General features: G+C 50.7%; 19 protein-coding genes, 1 tRNA gene and 1 rRNA gene. 12 read left to right on the top strand and 9 right to left on the bottom strand.

Annotated elements, in window-relative coordinates:
- Positions 1-35 precede the first annotated feature (35 nt).
- Positions 36-1,226, bottom strand: a complete 1,191-nt coding sequence (locus AAGA79_RS02230) for a hypothetical protein (RefSeq protein WP_411827149.1) — start codon at positions 1,224-1,226, stop codon at positions 36-38.
- A 64-nt stretch (positions 1,227-1,290) separates the two neighbouring features.
- Positions 1,291-1,758 (bottom strand): nucleoside deaminase, encoded by a 468-nt coding sequence (locus AAGA79_RS02225; RefSeq protein ID WP_411827148.1) that lies wholly within the window; start codon positions 1,756-1,758, stop codon positions 1,291-1,293.
- A 162-nt stretch (positions 1,759-1,920) separates the two neighbouring features.
- Between AAGA79_RS02225 and AAGA79_RS02220 the strand changes: the two genes are divergently transcribed.
- A complete protein-coding gene (locus tag AAGA79_RS02220; protein WP_411827147.1) occupies positions 1,921-3,165 on the top strand; it encodes a lysostaphin resistance A-like protein in 1,245 nt (414 codons plus the stop codon).
- Positions 3,166-3,240: 75 nt separating this feature from the next.
- Positions 3,241-4,842, top strand: a complete 1,602-nt coding sequence (locus tag AAGA79_RS02215) for a serine/threonine protein kinase (protein WP_411827146.1) — start codon at positions 3,241-3,243, stop codon at positions 4,840-4,842.
- Positions 4,843-4,845: 3 nt separating this feature from the next.
- Here the strand turns inward: AAGA79_RS02215 and speA are convergent, their stop codons facing one another.
- Positions 4,846-6,789, bottom strand: a complete 1,944-nt coding sequence (gene speA, locus AAGA79_RS02210) for a biosynthetic arginine decarboxylase (protein WP_411827145.1) — start codon at positions 6,787-6,789, stop codon at positions 4,846-4,848.
- A 22-nt stretch (positions 6,790-6,811) separates the two neighbouring features.
- Here speA and AAGA79_RS02205 point away from each other — a divergent pair, with 22 nt between their 5' ends.
- The 3 genes from AAGA79_RS02205 to AAGA79_RS02195 all read left to right on the top strand — a co-directional run bounded on the left by AAGA79_RS02205 (position 6,812) and on the right by AAGA79_RS02195 (position 8,462).
- Positions 6,812-7,849, top strand: coding sequence for a YheT family hydrolase (locus AAGA79_RS02205; protein ID WP_411827144.1), 1,038 nt, complete (start codon positions 6,812-6,814; stop codon positions 7,847-7,849).
- Positions 7,850-7,895: 46 nt separating this feature from the next.
- A tRNA-Arg gene (locus AAGA79_RS02200) sits at positions 7,896-7,967 on the top strand.
- Positions 7,968-8,120: 153 nt separating this feature from the next.
- Positions 8,121-8,462, top strand: coding sequence for a hypothetical protein (locus AAGA79_RS02195; protein ID WP_411827143.1), 342 nt, complete (start codon positions 8,121-8,123; stop codon positions 8,460-8,462).
- Between the two features lie 67 nt (positions 8,463-8,529).
- On the opposite strand, the gene AAGA79_RS02190 is transcribed toward AAGA79_RS02195, so the two are convergent.
- From AAGA79_RS02190 to AAGA79_RS02175, 4 genes are all read right to left on the bottom strand, one after another.
- Positions 8,530-9,240, bottom strand: coding sequence for a hypothetical protein (locus AAGA79_RS02190; RefSeq protein ID WP_411827142.1), 711 nt, complete (start codon positions 9,238-9,240; stop codon positions 8,530-8,532).
- 151 nt (positions 9,241-9,391) lie between these two features.
- Positions 9,392-10,072, bottom strand: a complete 681-nt coding sequence (locus tag AAGA79_RS02185) for an esterase/lipase family protein (RefSeq protein ID WP_411827141.1) — start codon at positions 10,070-10,072, stop codon at positions 9,392-9,394.
- Between the two features lie 33 nt (positions 10,073-10,105).
- Positions 10,106-10,447, bottom strand: a complete 342-nt coding sequence (locus AAGA79_RS02180) for a histidine triad nucleotide-binding protein (RefSeq protein WP_411827140.1) — start codon at positions 10,445-10,447, stop codon at positions 10,106-10,108.
- A 92-nt stretch (positions 10,448-10,539) separates the two neighbouring features.
- Complete coding sequence (locus AAGA79_RS02175; protein ID WP_411827139.1) at positions 10,540-11,493, bottom strand: choice-of-anchor A family protein; 954 nt, start codon at positions 11,491-11,493, stop codon at positions 10,540-10,542.
- Positions 11,494-11,657: 164 nt separating this feature from the next.
- Here AAGA79_RS02175 and AAGA79_RS02170 point away from each other — a divergent pair, with 164 nt between their 5' ends.
- The gene (locus AAGA79_RS02170) at positions 11,658-12,314 is read left to right on the top strand and encodes a hypothetical protein (RefSeq protein ID WP_411827138.1); all 657 of its coding nucleotides are present in this window, start codon (positions 11,658-11,660) and stop codon (positions 12,312-12,314) included.
- Positions 12,315-13,484 carry a lysophospholipid acyltransferase family protein gene (locus tag AAGA79_RS02165; RefSeq protein ID WP_411827137.1) on the top strand — a complete coding sequence of 390 codons (1,170 nt, stop codon included), beginning with the start codon at positions 12,315-12,317 and terminating at the stop codon, positions 13,482-13,484. It begins immediately after the preceding gene.
- On the opposite strand, the gene rnhC is transcribed toward AAGA79_RS02165, so the two are convergent.
- Complete coding sequence (rnhC, locus tag AAGA79_RS02160) at positions 13,476-14,402, bottom strand: ribonuclease HIII (protein WP_411827136.1); 927 nt, start codon at positions 14,400-14,402, stop codon at positions 13,476-13,478. The genes AAGA79_RS02165 and rnhC overlap by 9 nt on opposite strands.
- A gap of 269 nt (positions 14,403-14,671) precedes the next feature.
- Here rnhC and AAGA79_RS02155 point away from each other — a divergent pair, with 269 nt between their 5' ends.
- The 5 genes from AAGA79_RS02155 (at position 14,672) to mazG (ending at position 18,523) form a co-directional block, all read left to right on the top strand.
- Positions 14,672-15,277, top strand: a complete 606-nt coding sequence (locus AAGA79_RS02155; protein ID WP_411827135.1) for a hypothetical protein — start codon at positions 14,672-14,674, stop codon at positions 15,275-15,277.
- An 81-nt stretch (positions 15,278-15,358) separates the two neighbouring features.
- Complete coding sequence (locus AAGA79_RS02150; protein ID WP_411827134.1) at positions 15,359-16,285, top strand: ThuA domain-containing protein; 927 nt, start codon at positions 15,359-15,361, stop codon at positions 16,283-16,285.
- Between the two features lie 17 nt (positions 16,286-16,302).
- Complete coding sequence (locus tag AAGA79_RS02145; protein ID WP_411827133.1) at positions 16,303-16,800, top strand: hypothetical protein; 498 nt, start codon at positions 16,303-16,305, stop codon at positions 16,798-16,800.
- 51 nt (positions 16,801-16,851) lie between these two features.
- Complete coding sequence (locus AAGA79_RS02140) at positions 16,852-17,709, top strand: rhomboid family intramembrane serine protease (RefSeq protein WP_411827132.1); 858 nt, start codon at positions 16,852-16,854, stop codon at positions 17,707-17,709.
- 1 nt (position 17,710) lies between these two features.
- On the top strand, positions 17,711-18,523 hold the full coding sequence (gene mazG, locus AAGA79_RS02135) for a nucleoside triphosphate pyrophosphohydrolase (protein ID WP_411827131.1): 813 nt from the start codon (positions 17,711-17,713) through the stop codon (positions 18,521-18,523).
- 789 nt (positions 18,524-19,312) lie between these two features.
- Here mazG and rrf read toward each other — a convergent pair.
- A 5S ribosomal RNA gene (gene rrf, locus AAGA79_RS02130) occupies positions 19,313-19,428 on the bottom strand.
- Positions 19,429-19,488 lie beyond the last annotated feature (60 nt).

The raw sequence follows: 19,488 nt of genomic DNA, 5'->3' as shown, positions 1-19,488 counted from the left end.
ATGCACGGATTCGGCTGAACCTACAAGTCAAAAGATTAGGTTCTCTTAAGCTCTTGCCGCAAACCAAGAATGTGGTCCCGGACTTCAAATACATCAGCCCGGAGATGTTCCAACGCAGCCCGCTGGTCCTGATCCTCCTCGCGGTCAAGCAGATCACCGCTAGCCCCGATTGCCTCGTTGATGTAATTCAGGCACCGTTTAAGTATGGCCAGCACAAAGCCGGTTTCCGGCTCAAAGCCAGTCCCCTGGCAATGCAAGGCCGCGGCAAGCTTCGTACTCACCTGAATGAGATTCGAGACCAAACGCTGCTCCGGCCCTTCCTTTTGATTCTCGGGACCCACCAGATCACATGAGCGCAGAGCGATCTCATGGGCTTTCACCTGAAGTGGATTTTTATAATACTCCTCCTTTTCCGAGTCATCCTCCTCGCCTGACTCATCATCGCGCCACTCTTCGCTGGAGTCCTCGTCCTCCTCTTCGAAATCGTCCTCTTCTTCACCACCTTCCTCCCGCTCCGCCATCGCGCCAAGCAGTCCATCCCAGCCCATCACAAAAGCTTCCTTACGCTCGGAGTCAGCGTCCTCCATATACTTTTCAAGGACTTCCTGATAAGCATCCGACAGTCTATCGGATTCCTTCAGGCGCTCCTCCCACTCGAATTCGTTCATTTCGATCCGGACCCCACGCGCATTCCTCAGTTTTTTTCCATCCGGCTCGGAGCGTCGGATTATTTGCGCCAGGAAATCCCGCATCGCGCTTAGGTTCGCAAGCTTTTGAGCCTCTTCGGCATCTTCATCCATCTCCCAGCTCGCATCGGAAATGGTCAATTTAAAGCCCACTGTTTCAATCAGGATACGGCCGTTTATTTCTCCGAACCACTCGATGTAGAGTACATGTTGCCAGCGGAACGGGATCTCCTTCCCTTGCTCTTCGTAGTCTTCAATCTCATCATCAGCTAGATCCGGAATCCGGGCTTTTCTCGAGGCAGTAATATCTCCGATGATCCCTGTCTGATCCGTATCGAGCTCAAGCACCTCCGGATCAGCACTAGGTTTCGGGTTTTCAAACTCCAGAATCGTACCGGCAAGATCCCGCCAGCAATCTCCGTTGAGGGAAAGAATCAGGGGCTCATCCCTGCCCACCAACCAGATTTTCCCAGTAGTGATTCCCTCCACGGTATTATCGATGAGACCGTGCTCTACCGTTTGATCCAGACGCCATGCCATGGGCTCAATAGTCCTCCCCTACCCCACCATCCGTCAAGTCAGTGATTTTCCGGAGTGAAAAATTTTAGTACAGTTGCCTATCTGGCATGGCTGAGTATTCCGCTGCCAGCTTGAGCGCCAGATCCCGTCCCAGCTCATTTTCAGGAATTTTCCGTTCCGCGCGGGGTATGGAAAATTCATGGAAAAATTCCTCATCGCCAAAACCTATATCGGCAGCATCCTCAATGCTGAAACCGTAATAAATACCCCTGATACCCGCCCAGTAAATTGCCCCCAGGCACATCGGACAGGGCTGCCCGGTGGTGTAGATTTCACAACCTTCCAGGGAAAAAGTCTTCTCTCTTGCGCAAGCATCACGGATCGCCACCACCTCACCGTGCGCTGTTGGATCATTGGTAGCCAGTACCCTGTTCCATCCCTCTCCCAGAACAAGTCCATCCCGCACAAGTACAGCTCCAAAGGGCCCTCCGTCACCTGCAAGCATCCCTTTTCTCGCCAAATTTACCGCCCTTTCCATGAACTCGATTTTCATGGACTCATTTCTACTCCAGAACGCTCGTCAATAACAACAAAGCTGTAGAAATTTTATAGAGCGCGAACATCATGGGGCGCTTGCTTTTCCCCCAGAACTCTGAACTCTCTGAGTATCTCAAACTCCGCTGAAACTCTAGTAACCAACCCTTACCGAGCGATTTTGCGCAGGGAAATTCCCGAGCCGTTCATCGCTCTGCTCTGTTTTATCCTCGGTATCTGGATATGGGATAATTACTTCGGAGAGACCGCCGGCTACGCGCCCGGCACGGAACAAATAGCCCTCATAAAGATCGACCGGGATCTTCAGCTTGCAGAGGCAATGAAAAGGGATCCGGGTTTACTCCGCTGGCTGGCACATGCGCAAACATTGGACCAAGCCCTCGACCAAGGAATACAATCACTCGAAACCCTGATCGCGGCTCAATCCCTCAGCCCCACTGGCTACCACGCCTACGTCACACTTCTAGCCACTCGCGAAGGCGCACCGCCGGAATATTACCTCCGCCAGCTCACTTTACCCTCCAGCGACCCCGAGTCCCCGACCTGGTGGAACACCAAGATAAAATCAGCAAATTTCACGTTCGAGGGAACTTCCACAAGTATCACACTGAGGAATCGGGCGGTCTTCGTGGGCTCCATAATCTGGCTACTAGCTATTGTCGGACTAATGTTCATCCCGACCACCATCCGCAGCTTAAGGAAACGGCCAAAACCAAAGCGAGAGCGCTATACCCGCGCTTGGTCTCCCTCGCTGGGGTTGATGGTTTTTCTATTGGCCACACTCGCATGGATAGGCTTCACGATGGTCGTGGAGATCGGGATAACCCAAATACCCGGCCTCCCGCCCTCGCTTGCAATCCTACTCGATACAGTTGCACGTATCCTGCCCACTCTCATCGCACTCGGTCTTTTATTCAGAAAGCCATCCCATATCCCTCGTTCGCTGGGCCTCGGCGCCCGTATCAATCCACCGGCAATTCTAGGACTTTTTTCCCTACTTCTGCTTATCGATCAGCCGCTCCGCTGGGCTCTTGTCCGCTTTACCGCGGAAGATCCCACCGGCGGTCTGTCATATTCGGATTCCGGCCTTTTCGGCCTCTGCTTCATTCTCATCTCCGCCTGTCTTGTTGCTCCTGTTTCAGAGGAAATCCTATATCGCGGCATACTTTACCGCTCACTGGCCAACAAATCCGGCGTCCTCGCGGGAGCACTACTTTCTGCCGTCATTTTCTCAGTATTGCATTTCTACGATTACTACGGACTCGCAAGCGTCGCCACTTTCGGCTTCTTCTGCGCACTCTTCTATCAATCGACTGGATCATTGGCGAATGTCATATTCCTTCATATGATTTATAATATTACTATAACACTACCCGAGTGGACCATCTACCACGCCCCACTTTAAAATTTTAATAAACAATAGTTGGCTTGATTTCCCTCGAGCCTAAGGCATTACATTACCAGCATAGAGCATCTACGTATGAGCGATTCCGAAAACCATGTCACTTTTAGTGCACCTATTCTGGAGGAAGTGGAGGCACTTTTTCCTTCCTACGATATTTTGAGGCTTATTGCCTGCGGAGGGATGGGGGCGGTTTACCATGCTACACAGCGCTCTCTGGACCGCCCGGTTGCGATCAAACTCCTCCCGCGGGAATTTTCTACAGACGAAGCATTCCGCACAGGATTCGAGGCGGAAGCAAAAGCCATGGCAAAGCTCAATCACCCGAACCTCATAGGCGTTTATGACTTCGGCGAGATTGGCGGGATGCTCTTCATCGTGATGGAATATGTAGACGGAAATTCTCTTTTCGAAGCCGCAAACGGAGAACCTGTCGAGCAATCCGCAGCGATAGCAATCATCAGCGCTGTCTGCCACGGCCTCGCAAATGCCCACGAAAATGGAATTCTCCACCGCGACATCAAGCCCGCCAACATTCTACTCGACGCCAGCCTGACGCCGAAAATTAGTGACTTCGGCCTCGCCCGCAGCCTCGAAACCCAGATTCAAGAAGGCGAACAAATCTTCGGAACACCCGGCTACACGGCCCCTGAAATCCTCGAACCCCCACACTCCTTCGATCACCGCGCGGATATATTTTCCGTAGGAGTCATGCTTTACGAGCTCCTCACCGGCAACCTTCCAACCACCTATTCCCCGCCTGCGTCCAATGTCAGCGGATGCAATATCCGTCTTGATCGCGTCATTCAGCGGGCGATGCATCCCGATCCGAACTCCCGTTATAACTCTGCAACAGAGCTAGCCGCAGACCTCCAAAGCATTGGCAGTTCTTCCGCGAAAGCTCTTGTCACCTCCGGATCAGCAGCCTCAAGAACCCGTCCTTCCACCGTGAAGCTGAAGAGCAAATCGTCCAGCGGCATTGGGACTACCATAATGCTTCTCCTACTACTTGGCGGCGCTGCTTATGCCTACTATCACTTCAAAATATTGCCAAAAAAGGAAGTAACTCCACCGGCTGAAAGCACCGGACTTGAGCCAGAGAAACGCATTATCGAAATAGTGCCGGCAACTCCCTCATCTACTGTTATCCCTGCCAACTTGGATTCAGGCGTTGATAGCCTCTTTGGGAAAGCGACTGAAATCACAAAAGGGCGACTTGGACCGGCGATCCGCGAATACGAGAAAGATACCGAAGAGAATTATACCGCATTCGCTTCCTCGTTCGAAAATGGGATTAGCGAGCTTAGCGATAGAGCCATTGAAATATCGACAAATGCCTACGAGAAAAATGCACCCAAATGGAATGGCCGGGTTCCAGCACAGCTCCCTAAGAAAATCCGGCAGTTCGAAAAACTCACGGTGGTTCATAGTACATACTCATCACTACAGAACGAAAACGATGAGCAGCTTTTAGCCGAGCTGGAAAGCGGTGCTGAATTTTATGTCAGCATCCTTGAAGAAGACCTCAAAAATCTCGAGAAAGACGGCAATCAGCAAGCCATCGGCCTGATCAAGGCAGAGATAAATTCTGTCCAAAAAGACCTCTCATACTTCGCGGAAAAATTCATGGGATCCCTTCCCGTTATGCAAACGGGAAGAGGTAACGAAGACGAAGAATAAACCTCAGCTTTCGAAATAGGTATAGCCACCCAGCCCGTCGCGGTAGAGGTCCATGATCTCCTTGCGCTCCTTCGGGGAAATCCGCCCATCGCTCACTGCCTTCTCAGCAAATGAGCGGAACTTCGAGACCAACTCCTTGGTATCGAACTCCACATAAGAGAGAACATCCGCGACTGTATCTCCCTCCATTTCGTGGGTATATACAGGCTTCCCGTTTTCCAGATGGACGCCAACCACGTTGGTGTCGCCCAAGAGGTTGTGAAGGTCTCCCAGTGTCTCTTGATACGCACCCACCAGGAAAACACCCAGGTAGTATGGCTCGTCCTGTTTCAGTTCATGAAGCGGTAGGACCTTTGAAACACCCTCACTATCAATGAACCGATCAATCTTACCATCACAGTCGCAGGTAATATCGGCCAGAACAGCACGCTGCTTCGGACGCTCGTCCAGCCTGTGAATCGGCATCACCGGGAAAAGCTGATCAATTGCCCAGGAATCCGGTAGCGATTGAAAGAGGGAAAAATTTCCGTAATAGAAATCGGCAAGACCATTCGAGAGCTCCTTCAGATCCTCTGGAATATCATCCATATCGGAGATCATTTGAGAAATCCTGGTCAGAATATGCGAATACCAAGCCTCAGCAAGACCGCGCTCACGTAACGTGGCTCCTCCGTAGAAAAACTGGGCCCGCACCTGATCGCGGTAGTACACCGCATCGTTCATGCACTCCTGCATGTTCTTTTTGCTCAGGGTTTTATTTACGTGAAATAGATTCGTGAGGTTTTGCGGGCATTTCTCGGGCAATACAGGCTCCACATCAGTTGTTTGGGCAGAAGTGACATCCAGGATATTGAATACCAGAACGGAATAATAGGAGACAACCGCACGGCCGGATTCGGAAATCAGGTTCGGGTGTTTTACCCCGGCCTTGTCACACTGCTGCCCAACCACCTCCACAATGTCCGTGCAGTATTCCTGGATGGAGTAGTTGCAGGATGAAGCAAAGTTCGTGTGGGAGCCGTCATAGTCCACCGCCATACCGCCACCCATATCGAGAACTCCCATTGGCGCACCTTCCTTCACCAAATCACAGTAAACTCGCACCGCCTCGGTGCAGCCCTCACGGATTGCAGCAATATTCGGAATCTGGCTTCCTTGGTGATAATGAAGCATTTTCAGACAAGGCAGATGGCCGGACAATTTGAGCGAATCCACCACTTCTATCACCTGTGCGGCATTCAGCCCGAAAACGGACTTATCGCCCGCGGACTCCTGCCAGTGACCTGATCCCTTCGTGGATAGGCGAATACGGATCCCAAGATTTGGAAGAACTCCGATCTTCCTTGAGCGCTCCAAAATCAAATTCAGCTCACTCGGCATTTCCAGAACCAGCATGATTTTCATGCCCATCTTCTGGGAATGAAGAGCCAGATCGATGAATTCCTCATCCTTATAGCCATTGCAGATAATATAAGCCTCAGGATCATGCATATGCGCCAGCGCGGCAATCAGCTCCGGCTTTGATCCAGCCTCCAGACCATAGTGATATTTCTTACCAAACTCAGCGATTTCCTCAATGACCTGCCGCTGTTGGTTCACCTTGATCGGGTAAACACCGCGGTAATTCCCCTCGTATTTGGTAACCCGGATCGCCTCTTTGAATGCTTCATTGATTTCGGTGATCCGTGAGTGCAGCAGGTCCCTGAAACGTAATAATACCGGAAGGTGAGTGCCGCGATCACGCAGGCCACTGATAATGTTGTGAAGGGAAACTTTTGCGCTCTCCTCTCCATCTTCGAGCTTCACAGTGACGTGCCCCTCCTTGTTCACCCCGAAGAATTTGTGCCCCCAGTCTTCTACACCGTAGAGATCTGAGGATTTCGATGGAGACCAGCCTTTTTTGGCTTTCTCGGATTTTGAAGTTGGCGCAGCGGATGGTGGAGTCACGTGCGAAAGATGCACTCCGTTGATGAACTTTCAATCTGATTTCCACACGTTTTCGATGCCTTCTTGCGGGCGTGATCTACAACGCTTAATCATTCGGCATCCGATGCCGTATATTTCCAGATCCACCTACCGCGCTCCAGTATGGCTTGCTGGCGGCCACGCCCAGACAATCCATCCTGTGCTCTTCAGAAAAGTGAATCTGATCACCAAAGAAACAGAACGACTGGAGCTCGAAGATGGCGATTTCCTGGACCTCGCCTGGTCCAAATCAGACAGCAAACGTCTAACGATTATTTCCCACGGGTTGGAAGGAAGCTATCGCGCCACCTATGTTCAGGGAATTGCCGCAGCCCTATCGAAACAAAATATCGATACACTGGCATGGAGCTTCCGCGGATGTGGTGATGAAGCAAACAGGCTCCCATCGTTTTACCACAGCGGAAAAACAGAAGATCTTGAGCACATTGTCCGGCATGCCATTGAAAACCACGGTTATCAGACCATCGATCTCATCGGCTTTAGCCTCGGTGGAAATCTCACACTGAAATACATCGGAGAACGCGGCAAAAATATTCGCCCGGAAATCCACGGGGGAGTCGCCTTCTCGGTGCCCTGCATGTTAGCCGATTCATCCGCCACCCTGGCCAAACTCAGCAACCGTATTTACATGGAACGGTTCCTGAAAACACTTCGTGAGAAGGTAAGGACTAAACATTCCGTATTTCCTGCGGACATCAACATCGATGACCTCGAAAAAATCCGAACATTCCAGCAGTTCGATGATCGTTACACCGCTCCACTTCACGGATTCAAGGATGCCGACGACTACTGGGAAAAAAGCAGCTGTCGGCAATATTTGGAGAATATCAATATCCCCACACTACTGGTAAGCGCTAAAAATGATCCAATTCTCGGCCCCGGCTGCTACCCGGTGCAAGAAGCGCAGAACAGCGATTACTTCCACTTGGAAACACCCTCCACCGGCGGCCACGTGGGCTTCGGCACCGGCACCGAATACTGGTCGGAAAGGCGAGCGGTGGAATTCCTGACTGGTTCTTAAAACTTGCAGAACTCTGGGGAAACATCTATCCATTCGCCCTCTCAAAGCTCCCGTAGTTCAACGGATAGAACAAGGGTTTCCTAAACCTTAGATACAGGTTCGATTCCTGTCGGGAGCATTTTTTCCATACTGGAAATTACTGCTTAAGCTGAGCATTAACGGTGTTTTCGGGACCTGTTTTCCCGACCCCTTTGAAATTTTTTTCAAAAATCTCTGAATAGTTTTCACCAACCATAGGTCGAAGCTTGCGTAACAAAAAATTACCAATTCTATGAAAAAACTAATCACCATTATCGCAGCTGGAGCATTTGCATTCGTCGGGACAACCATCAATGCAGACGCTCGCCCCAATGGAGGAAAAAGTGTTCAGCACCAATCCACCACCTACGTAAGCGGCTACCGCCACGGTCGTCCGGTTTATACCCAGAAAATTTTCGTGGGATATGATCGCCACGGTCATCCACGTTTTGAATACCGCACAGTGTCCGCTCCTAGCCGCCACGTCCAATCCAGCTACCGCGGACATCAGGTAGCGTGCCCTCCAGTTCACCGTAACAGCTACGATGACCGCCGCAGTTCCGGTGCCCGCGTCAGCTTCAGCTTTGGCCGCTAATAATTTTCCGTGAAAGACAGTGTGTCTGGTCAGACTCTCCGGGGCGAAAGCTCCGGGGAGTTTTTTATTACATTGCCCGCCCGTATGTATCGCAACGGTTATGCCAGCCAGGGAGCCATTTCCCCTCGTTTCGAGAAGCCGGAGCATTTGAAACACGGCGGCTGAGAACCCGTTTTGCCGACGCCGCAAATTCCCTGGCAGCAGCGTCTCCCGCAGGAACATTGCCCATCCCCCCGAGAACCTGAAGTAATCCCCAGCCCTGACCGTTGTATTTCTCCGTGGGAGAAATGCCTTCGCCCTTGAAATTAACGTAGTCAATCAACGCATACGTCCCCTGGGTAGTCGTTGAAACCTTCTGGTAATTTGTCTGAATCTTAGCTCTTTCCGAAGCAGGAGCAGCTGCCAGCATTTTCGGGAGAGCAGCACGTGAGCGGGCGATAATAAAATCTGTCTGAAGGGTAACATTGGAAGCCAACCAATTCCGAAGGCCGCTCATCTCAGGCGAGTTAAACTTTCCCTGAAACTCAGCGCGGGTGCGCCAGGGGCTAAATCTCTCGCGGGCGATTGCGGGTGGATTCCCTCCGTTACGTGAAGCGAATGATACGAAAGAAGGCCAGGATTCCTCAAACGGACCGTTGAATTCCGCCGGATACCAGATGAAGTGCCCTATTCCCAAAGAGGGAAATTCTTCGCCGCCATTCCATGCCGTGAGTCCGTCAACGCTTCCACCGGATTCATTCTGCCAGATTTTCCTGCCGATGGTATTTTTTTGGGCCACGGTCAAGTTAGAGCCTGAAGACGCCGGGACATTAGGCGGATTCCCCGGTGCACATGCTGTGAGGGCGGCGGCAAGGAGACATGAGAGGCGGAGCGAAGTCATGCTCAAGTAAAGACTCCAAAAAGTTTTTCACAAATCCCAAACTTATAAATTACTCCCCGATTTCCCCTTCCCCTAGGACAAACCGCCTCTCGATATCATCCAATACGGAATTCGAATGCAGCATCAGCGGATGCAGAACGATATTGAAAGAGTGATTTTCAGCCCGATCCCAGACGGAAGAGGCAGGAGGTAGAATCATCAGATCCATTGGTGTGCGGTAGGATATGGCCGGGATATCGCCTAGGTTGCCTTCGGTTTCCTTGAGTTGCCTTAGAAATAAACTTCCCGGCCGCATCTGGGCGGCTCCTTTGCCGAAGTATGAGTATGCCATTTTCGTCCCCTTATGCGGAGAGGAAATGGTGATGAACATTTCACAACGCTCAGCCCCTCCCAGATTTTGGAGATAATGGCGTGATACGAGCCCCCCCATACTAAAGGAAACCAGAGCGAATTTTTCGTTTTCGCCGAATTCCCTATTGATGTCCGCCTTCAGATTTTCAGCCAGTTTATCCAGCCCGCCACGCCCATCTGCCGGCTTTAGCTGTGGCACGAAACATTGGATTCCGTGGGTTTCTAAGCGCCTTTTCAGCGAATCAAACGCAGTGCCGTCCTCAAAAATACCATGAACCAATACCGCCCTCTCAAACTTTGGCGTCTGCGGCTGGGTTTGGCAGGATACAGCAGTCGCAAAAACTCCGGTGAAAAGATGGAAAAATCGGGCGGTGATCATACTGGGATTTGGCTGGGTTTAAGGTGACTGGTGCTAGCCAGGAGGCCATTTCATTTGGCGACCACCCAGGATATGCACATGCAGATGCGGGACGGTTTCTCCTCCATCGGGCCCGTTATTAATAGCGATGCGATATCCGGTTTCGTCGATCTCCAACTTCTTCGCCACTGAGGCAGCAGTCAAAAGCAGATGACCTAGAATTTCCAGATCATCCTTGCCGGCATCCGCTACCCGTGGGATCGGCTTCCGCGGAACAACGAGAATATGCACGGGCGCCTGAGGAGAAATATCGGTGAAAGCGCAGCAGAGCTCATCCCTATAGTGAATTTCAGCAGGAATCTCCCCATCATAAATTTTTTCGAAAAGTGTCTTCATTGCAATAAATCTGACAGCATTCCCACTGCCAGCAAACGCGAAAAAGCGCGACCTCCATACAGAAGTCGCGCTCTTTACAGTTTGATTAAAAATTAGCGCTTCCTGCGGAGAAGCGCAGCTGCGGAACCGAGAAGCATCAGCATGGCCGATGACGGCTCGGGAACCACGATATTGCCATCGTATCCGGGAAGGTGAACCTCGCTGGTGGTGATAAGGTTCTTTGCAAACACCGATCCATCGATATTTCCGGATGTCGTAATCGTCGCGTTCGGTGCGAGGACCTGACCCATCATATTTTTCGAATTGAAGTTGATCTCCGTAGCTTCATAGAAGTTCCAGACCACGCGCTCGCGCCATGCCTCTTGGGTTAGATCGCCAACAATGTTGCCGAAATCCCAGTTGATAACAGTTCCTGCGACATTGATGAGAATATCAGCTGCGCTATTTGCGAACAATTCGATTTGCTGGACCTTCGAATCTCCGAAAATATCGGCACCGTTCACGGAGAAAACCGCAAGACCGGTGGAATCCGGAGTGGCGTTCAATTTAAACGGACCAGGCTGCCCTGGATTGCTCGGGTCAAGAAAGGCGGTGCTGTTCGGGGTATACATCGCCAGGCTCTGACTGGCGGATGTAAGGCCACTGATGATATCGCTGTAATCTGCAGAGGAATTGGAGACAAGTGATCCACCACCATTGTAGTTTACCGTGCGACCATTGGTCGAACCGCCGATCTCAAGGCTACCTGCATTCAAGTTGATAGCATTGCCTGAAACTATGTTGCCCTGCACACGTAGAACGAGATCCGAACTCGATACCTGGTTCTGCAGTTTGATTCCAAAGTTCGCTGAAGAGGAGGAAGTAAGATTACCGCCTACAAGTGTCCGACCTTCAATATCTGAATTAGTCGAGAGATTGCCGCTAACGATTACGCTGTAATCAGTAAGGGCACCTAAGCTTTGAGCAGACGCGACACTACCCAAGGACGCAATAGCGCAAAGGGGGAGAGCCAGCAGTCCACCCATAAATGGGGGGAGTGGATGCATGACACCGCACAAATACATTCGTTTTCAAAACCCGCAACCATGTAAAAGTATAATTATTAGGAATAATTCGTATCCAGCTATATAGGTAAATTTATAAATAAAATAATTAAACAAATAATATCAAGAGAAGTAAACCTTCATCATCCTTGCAAAAGGGTCTAGAAATGCACTACTTAAGCGACGTGGAAGAACGGCAAAGAAGAAAACCGAGCGGCGCGACGTGGAAGGTGACTCTACTCAAGATATTCCTTCTGTGTGCTGGCTCTGTAGCAATCCTACTCCCTGCCTGGCTACCGAATAGACCAGGCCGCCCCCTTGAGCGCGGAACAGTAGAGCTTTTGCAAGCTGGGCTTCTCGCCGCCGCAACTGCTGTTATGATCGGAGCTCTGGCGCATTCCGGTTCACGTCGGTCAGTATGTCGGGTGATGGCGCTCGGACTCGCCGCAGCCCTTGTAGGCGAGTTGGAAGACTTTTTCTCCGGCGTTATGAAGTGGCCGTTCCCGGATGCATGGATAATAGGAATTTTACTGGGTGCTGCAGTTTTGACCGTTTTGAAGCACAAGAAGGTAATGCTCCGTTTTATCGAGACCGCAGGCCATCATGCCGGAGCCGGATTCATTGGAGCCGCCTTGCTCATCATCTACGTTTTCAACCGTGTCGTTGGCGCCCCCCAGTTCTGGCGTGCTTCCTTAGGCGATGCCTTCCGCCCTGAAATACCCATCATCTGTAAAAGCTATCTGGAACTCCTCGCATGTTATTTTATTTTCGTAGGTTCCGTTGGTCTGGCGATCACACTCGGTAGGCGGGAGGAACTTGATTAAATGTCGGACCTTACAAAAAATATAAAGTGGCAGGCGGAAGCAGCTATGCACTCCGTCGTAGCCCGATTTCTTCGTCTGGTCTCTCCTCCTACAGTCTTCAAATGTGGAGAATTTGTAGGTAAAATGATCTGGCCGTTCATGAGAAACCGCCAGCGCTCGATCGAACGAAACCTCCGGATAGCAACATGCGGAAGCCTTTCAATCAAGGAGGCAAGAGCACTGGGCAAAAGGTCGTTTATCCGCACTTCAGCTAATCTTTTGAGCAGCTCCTTCTCCAAGGATCTTTCCGACGCTGAGCTCGGCGAAATGCTCAGCGTCGAAAACCCCGAGCTACTTGAGAAAGCTTACGCAAAGGGAACGGGGGTCGTTCTACTACTCGCCCACATGGGGAATTGGGAACTACTCACACGTATGCACCGCTTTTTCCCCGCCGGTGCAAAGTCAGGAGCGTTTTATCGCCCGCTGAACAACCCTGTCCTCGATAAAAGGGTTAGAAAACAGCGTGAAGCAGATGGCACCAGATTATTTTCAAAACGCGATAGTCTCCATAATGTCAGCGGCTACCTCAGGGACGGCGCTATCATTGGAATTCTTACCGATCAACGGGTGGGAAGACAGGGTGAACTCGTCGAATTTTTCGGCAGAATCACACGGGCCAGCCCACTGCCCAGCCTGATGGTCAGGCGTTGTAAGAGCGAAGTTCTCGCACTCTCACTGAAAACGGTTTCACCCGGCAAATGGATTGCCACCTACCACCCGGTAGAGCGGCCCTATAACACCACAAACTGCATGGCTGCATTGGAAAAATCCATGAGTAGCTCCATGGAAGATGTGTTCTGGCTACAAGAGCGCTGGCGGATGTATCTGCGTAGCTCCCGCCCTCCACAAGACTGGCTTCAGAAAGAGGGAGTCCATGGAAGAAAAGCACACCGTGCGGTCATCTGGGCATCATCCGGCGAAAAAGACAATCCACTCCCGGACGGCTACGACCATGGCGATATCGACTACGAATACGTAATCGACAAAGAGCCGCGGGACCTTCCGGATATCGACGAGAAAGCGGCCCTTCCCATAGATTTCATCTTGGCATTTTCGGAATCCACCGAGCTCAAAAAGGAAGCATCCAAATTGGGAATTCCGGTAATGTTCGCAGGAAATCTCTCAAAGTAATCTGCCAACCACTTGTTGAGTGGTTTTGAAGTGAAGTTTTGCAAATTTAGACAAGACCTCTGGACCATGGGCGGTTACCAGCTTCTTTCCTGTTTCCACTACTCTGGCAGAGGCTCCCAGAGGAATTTCATACCCTACTTTTTTCCCTGCGGCGTCCATCCAATCGATAAATCTCTCGCGCGCCAAAATTGAGGCCGCCGCAACAGCTGTGTCGGACTCCCCCTTCGTTCTTTGCTCCAATTTCAAAGTAAGATTTTTATTTTTCAAAGCAGTCTGCAAAACATCCGCCCTCGCGAATTGATCGGATAGTGCCCGCGGGCATTCCGGCTTCAGTTCTACCAGCTTCTCAATCACCGTGGCATGCCCCCACGCCAGCATCTTATTCAGGTTCCTGAAAGAATCGTAGATCTCGTTATACCGCTCGGGCCGGATCGCGATCACATCGAATACAATGCCGGGAGTAGCTTTTATAACCGCAGCCAACTGTCGAATTTTCGCCGGAGTATTGATACGCTTGGAATCCATCACACCGCTCTTTATGAGATGTCGGGCTATGACTTCATCGGTATACACCCCGGCTATCACCAATGGGCCGAAAAAATCGCCCTTTCCGCTTTCGTCGATGCCGAAATGAGGCTCAAAAGCCCCAGTATCAGCAGAATCACCATCCTTTGCTGGAGAGCTGGATTCCAGCACCCCGGTAATCTCCGGTTCCAGTGTGAAACGTACAAAATCTTCCGCGCCTGTCCCTTGGATCAAAGCCTTTGGCCCCTTCTCATACACATTTACGCTTACCTTGCCCTTCTTCGCTGCAAAAATTGTGTATTGCTTCGGGAAGAAATCAAAATCCTGCCCTCGGAGTACCGTTTTCAGGTTCCTGACCTGTGCTGGTGTTAGGGGGATCGTGTAGGAATTCATCAGTGAAACCTATTCGCAAAATTGACTACTGGCCAAGTTCATAGCTGTGATGCGTGCGTCCCAGACCCACCTTGTCTTGCCCTGAATTCCAGTCTAGGCTCCGCAACGGAATGCTTAATCTTCGGAAAACTGCTTTTATTCTGCTGGCACACTCTCTTTTTGGTGTCTCCTGCTCCGGCCCCTCAACGTTCAGCAACTCTCCCGAGCTCCCACCACGCAAGGCCCCTCCAAACATCTTTTCGGAGTATCGACCTGACGGAAATTCCAAAATGGCCAAGGGATGGACACACGGCATGGATATGTCCGGAGTCTCCTGGAACGATTCGCGTACCGCTACGCTCATCACTCCAAGGCATGTGGTCATGGCCAAACACTACTCCCGCGGCCCTGCGGCTCCCGTCATTTTCCATGATCGCTCGGGAAAGCGTATCGAGCGGAAGCTCATAGCATTCCAGCCCGCTCTTGGCGATATCACGGTAGGCCTAATCGATGAGCCCGTTCCACCGAACTACACGCCATACCCGCTACCTGCCTCCTCGACGAAAATATCGACCCTCCCCGGTCGCCGCGTAGTTGTCAGCGACAAGGACAAAAACCTGTTCATCCACAAGATCCGGCTGGTAGGTCCCGGTCAAATCACCTTCGAGCAGGACGAGGAAGACCTTTACGGCTGGGGGAAAAATCTCATCTCGGGCGACAGCGGAAATCCATCATTCCTTATTTCCGGCAATAAACTCGTTCTAATCGAGACACACACAACGGGCGGTCCTGGGTCCGGGCCATACTACGGTGATGCCAACGTTCAGGCATCCATACGCCGTGCCGTCTCCAAACTCGACTCAAACTACACTATCAGCACTGTCTCGATTCCATGAAACATTTTCAAATGTTCGAAATTTTCCTATTCTCCACCAAGTAGGTTAGAACAACATCCAATCATAACCCGCCAAAACCCAATGAAAGCACTTTTCCCAGCCGGCAGTATTCTTGCCGTAGCACTCTTCTGTGTCGCATATAAGCCAGCGACCGAGCAAGCGCCCGCGGGCGCAAAGGAGAAAATAATCGAAGCTCTCCCATCCGAAGCATACGCCAAGCCGGAAAAGCCAAGGAAGCTTCTCGTATTTTCCCGCACCAACGGCTATCGCCACAAGTCTATCGTCACCGGGAAGCTTGCATTCGAAGAACTTGGCAAAAAGACCGGTGCATTCGAAGCCGTCATCAGCGATGACCTCTCAAACTTCGAAAAGGAGAACATCTCTCAGTTCGACGCCATTTGCTTTCTAAGCACTACCATGAACCCCTTCTCCCCCTTCAAGCAGGAGTGGAAGAAGATGTCCAAAAAGGAAAAGGACGCAGCTACCGCCTATGAGTTGGAACTTAAGGAAAGCCTTATGGATTTCGTCAAATCAGGCGGCGGATTCGTTGGCATCCACTCCGCGACAGACACCTTCTACGAATGGAAGGAATACGGAGAAATGATTAACGGCCAGTTTGATGGGCACCCGTGGAGCGCAGGCTCGGATGTTGTCATCAACATCGAACAAGGTATGGAGGACCATCCCCTCGTAGCAATGTTCGGCGGCCAACCCCTTGAATTCAAAGAAGAAATTTATCAACACAAAGACCCCTATGATTCCTCTAAAGTCGAAATGCTCCTTCGCCTCGACGCTGAAAAATCCTCTCAGAATGCAAAAGGAATCAACCGCACCGACAAGGATTTCGGAGTCTCATGGGCAAGAAACTGGGACCAGGGCCGCGTTTTCTACTGCTCACTCGGCCACAATCATGACATGTTCTGGCGTCCAACTGTTCTACAACATTACCTCGCAGGAATCCAGTGGGCCCTCGGTGACTTGAAGGTTGAGCTCGCGGACGGCAAGTAGATACCAGACTCTGAAAAATGATCGATTTCATCTCCGATAACATCTACATACTTCTGATCCTTGCTGGCGTTGTCGCCCAGTGGGTAAAATCCCAGAAGGAGGCCAGAGAGCAGCGTCAATTTGAGGAGGCGCGACGCCGGGCACTTGCAGAACAAGCTGTGGAGGAATATGAATTTGAAGGAGGTATCGATCTCTTGGAGCCCCAGTATCCTAGAAGAGAAGCCATCCCCCCTCCACTCCCCTCCGCACTTCCGGATAAAACTTTGATTCCACCTTCCGTTGAGGATTTTTCCAGTGAACTAGCACGCCAGCAGCGGCTGCTGGAGCAGGTGAGTGAATTAAAGCGCTCTAAAAAAGAGAAGAGAAACGCTCCCCTGCCACCTGCCCATAGCTATGACCGGCAGGCAAAACCTGTTTCTAAAAGAAGCATCACCAGACGGTTAAACAGCCGATCCGAGCTTCGACAGGCTATTGTTTTGAAAGAAGTTCTGGATAAACCACTCGCACTCCGTTGATTCCACGGAATCACTTGCCGAATCTCCCATTGCGACAATACTCCCCCCGCCATGTCATTTCAAAACCGAGAAATGGAATACCAGGGAGCGGGCAACATGTTCGCTCAAATAACTCCCGTTGTTAAATGGCTGCTTATCCTCAACGTTGGACTCTATTTCCTTGATTTAATAGTCTTGGACAAAGCGATTCGATACACGGGAGCATTTGCTGTAAGATCCGCCATCTTCGAAGGAAGGATCTGGGAATTTATCAGTTTCCAATTCATTCACGGTTCATTGGGGCATATTTTGTTCAACTCGGTTGGGCTTTTCTTTTTTGGACCATTTATGGAGAGATGGTGGGGTCCTAAGAAATTCTTGATCTTCTATCTACTATCTGGAGTCGGCGGAGCACTGTTTTTCACCATTCTCATATACCTTAGAATCCTACCAGGAACAGAGATGGAAAGCGCACTTATTGGTGCTTCTGCGGGGATCTACGGTATCCTGGCTGGCGTTGCCGTTGTAGCCCCTGCAATGCGCGTCTCTCTTCTCTTTCCCCCAGTTACATTGAGCATGAAAAATCTCGCACTTATCCTGCTAGGAATCTCGGCGGGATCCATTTTGTTGAAAATCGGTGGCAACGAAGGTGGCGAAGCAGGCCATCTGGGCGGCGCTATTGCCGGCTTCCTGCTCGTCAGATTCAATGGTTGGCAACATCTACTCAACACAGGTTTTGCTCCAAATAATTCACCGAAGGCGCCACGCAAAGATATTGAACCAAAAATACGTCCGCGCACCCGGGTAGATCTGGGAAGCGAAACCGAAGTTGATGCGATCTTGGACAAAATTTCACAAAGCGGTTTCCAAAGCCTCACTGATGAGGAGCGTGAAACTCTACAACAAGCATCCAAGAACAAAAAAAAGTAGCATGACTGACGAGCAAATGATCAACGCCACTGATGACAGCGTACAAGTCGAGCGCCTAAAGGCCATTATGCACAGATTACGTTCACCAGGCGGATGTCCATGGGACGCTGAGCAAACACACCAGTCGATCATTTCAAACGTAATAGAAGAAGCCTATGAGGTGGTGGATGCAATTCAAAGATCCGATGACACCGACATGTGTGAAGAACTAGGGGACCTACTTCTTCAAGTCGTGTTCCATAGTGAAATTGCTCAAGAGGACAATCGATTCGATTTGAACCAAGTCGCCCGCGTAGTCTCGGAGAAACTTATCCGTCGGCATCCTCACGTTTTCGCAACCTCGGACGCATCAGACACAGATCAGGTGCTGAAACAATGGGATGCCATCAAGCGCCAGGAAAAAGGAGAAAAAGAAGTAACTTACCTTCACGGGACTGGCAAAGGACTTCCCGCCATAATCCGAGCTGCAAAGCTTCAAAAGAAAGCCGCTAAGATCGGTTTTGATTGGCCACTTGAAACCGGCGTTATCTCAAAGATCCGAGAGGAATTATACGAACTGGAATCTGCAATCGACTCACAAGATCACCAAGCGGTTGAGGAAGAACTTGGCGATCTATTATTCTCAGCGGTAAACCTTGCACGATTTAGAAAAATTGACCCAGAAATATTGATGGCTAAGGCCAACGAGAAATTTGAACGTCGTTTCTCCGCAATGGAGAATCAACTTCATACTCGTGGAAGTTCGCTAGAGGAAGCAGGTCTCGCGGAAATGGAACAAGCATGGGCCGATATAAAAGCTCAGGAGAATAAATAGGCGGATCGGAGTCGGCCCAGAGGCAATTACACCTGAAATCCATCACACAGAATCTTGTTTCACCGTGTGAACACAATTTCATGAAGACGTTAGTTCAGACGGATTACTAAAAATGGCTTACATCACTCCAAGGAATTTCATTGCGCAGGGAGTTTGAGGAAGAGCCATCCAGCCTACTTCAAATTTCAGTTTCTGTTTCAGTTTCAGTTTCAGTTTCAGTTTCAGTTTCAGTTTCAGTTTCAGTTTCGGTCATCCGGTCATCCGGTCATCCGGTCATCCGGTCATCCGGTCATCCGGTCATCCGGTCATCCGGTCATCCGGTCATCCGGTCATCCGGTCATCCGGTCATCCGGTCATCCGGTCATCTAACTTAGAATTTGTGCATATAGCTTTTGTCTAGGGTAAGGCAAAAACCTCAAAACAACAGGGTAGTCACCTTGACTCCATGTGATTCCTGAGCACAGGTATTTTCAGGAGACTTCCAGCCTAAGTATGTGAGCCCCCAGGAAATTTCTGGCCGCAGTGTTTGTCACCCCCTGCTACCTTTGAGGAACCATCACTTATCTTTTCTCGAGTTGCATAGCTGGTTTCACGTTTTAGCCCTGCTGTCTGCTGGATTTCTCATTGGGTCTGCTGGATTTCGCATTGGGCCTGCTGTCTGCTGGCTTCGCACATTGGACCCTGCTGATTGGTGTCTTAGTGTCCGCCGGTTGGCGCTAGTCTTCAGCATCCTCGGATTTCTGGGCAAAAAAAGAGCCCGACTCCTTGGTTAAAAGGAGCCGGGCATATACCTGGCGACGACCTACTCTCACAGGACCTATCGTCCCACTACCATCGGCGCTGCAGCGTTTCACTTCCGGGTTCGGAATGGGACCGGGTGGTTCCACCGCGCTCTGGTCACCAGAGGGCAATTGTGGTATCGGGTAGTCTTACCCGCTTCCAGAACTGTTTCTCTGATGAGCTGA

This window comes from Luteolibacter sp. AS25 (genome assembly GCF_046736275.1).
GTDB lineage: Bacteria > Verrucomicrobiota > Verrucomicrobiia > Verrucomicrobiales > Akkermansiaceae > Luteolibacter.
This window is presented reverse-complemented; position numbering and strand designations above follow the sequence as displayed.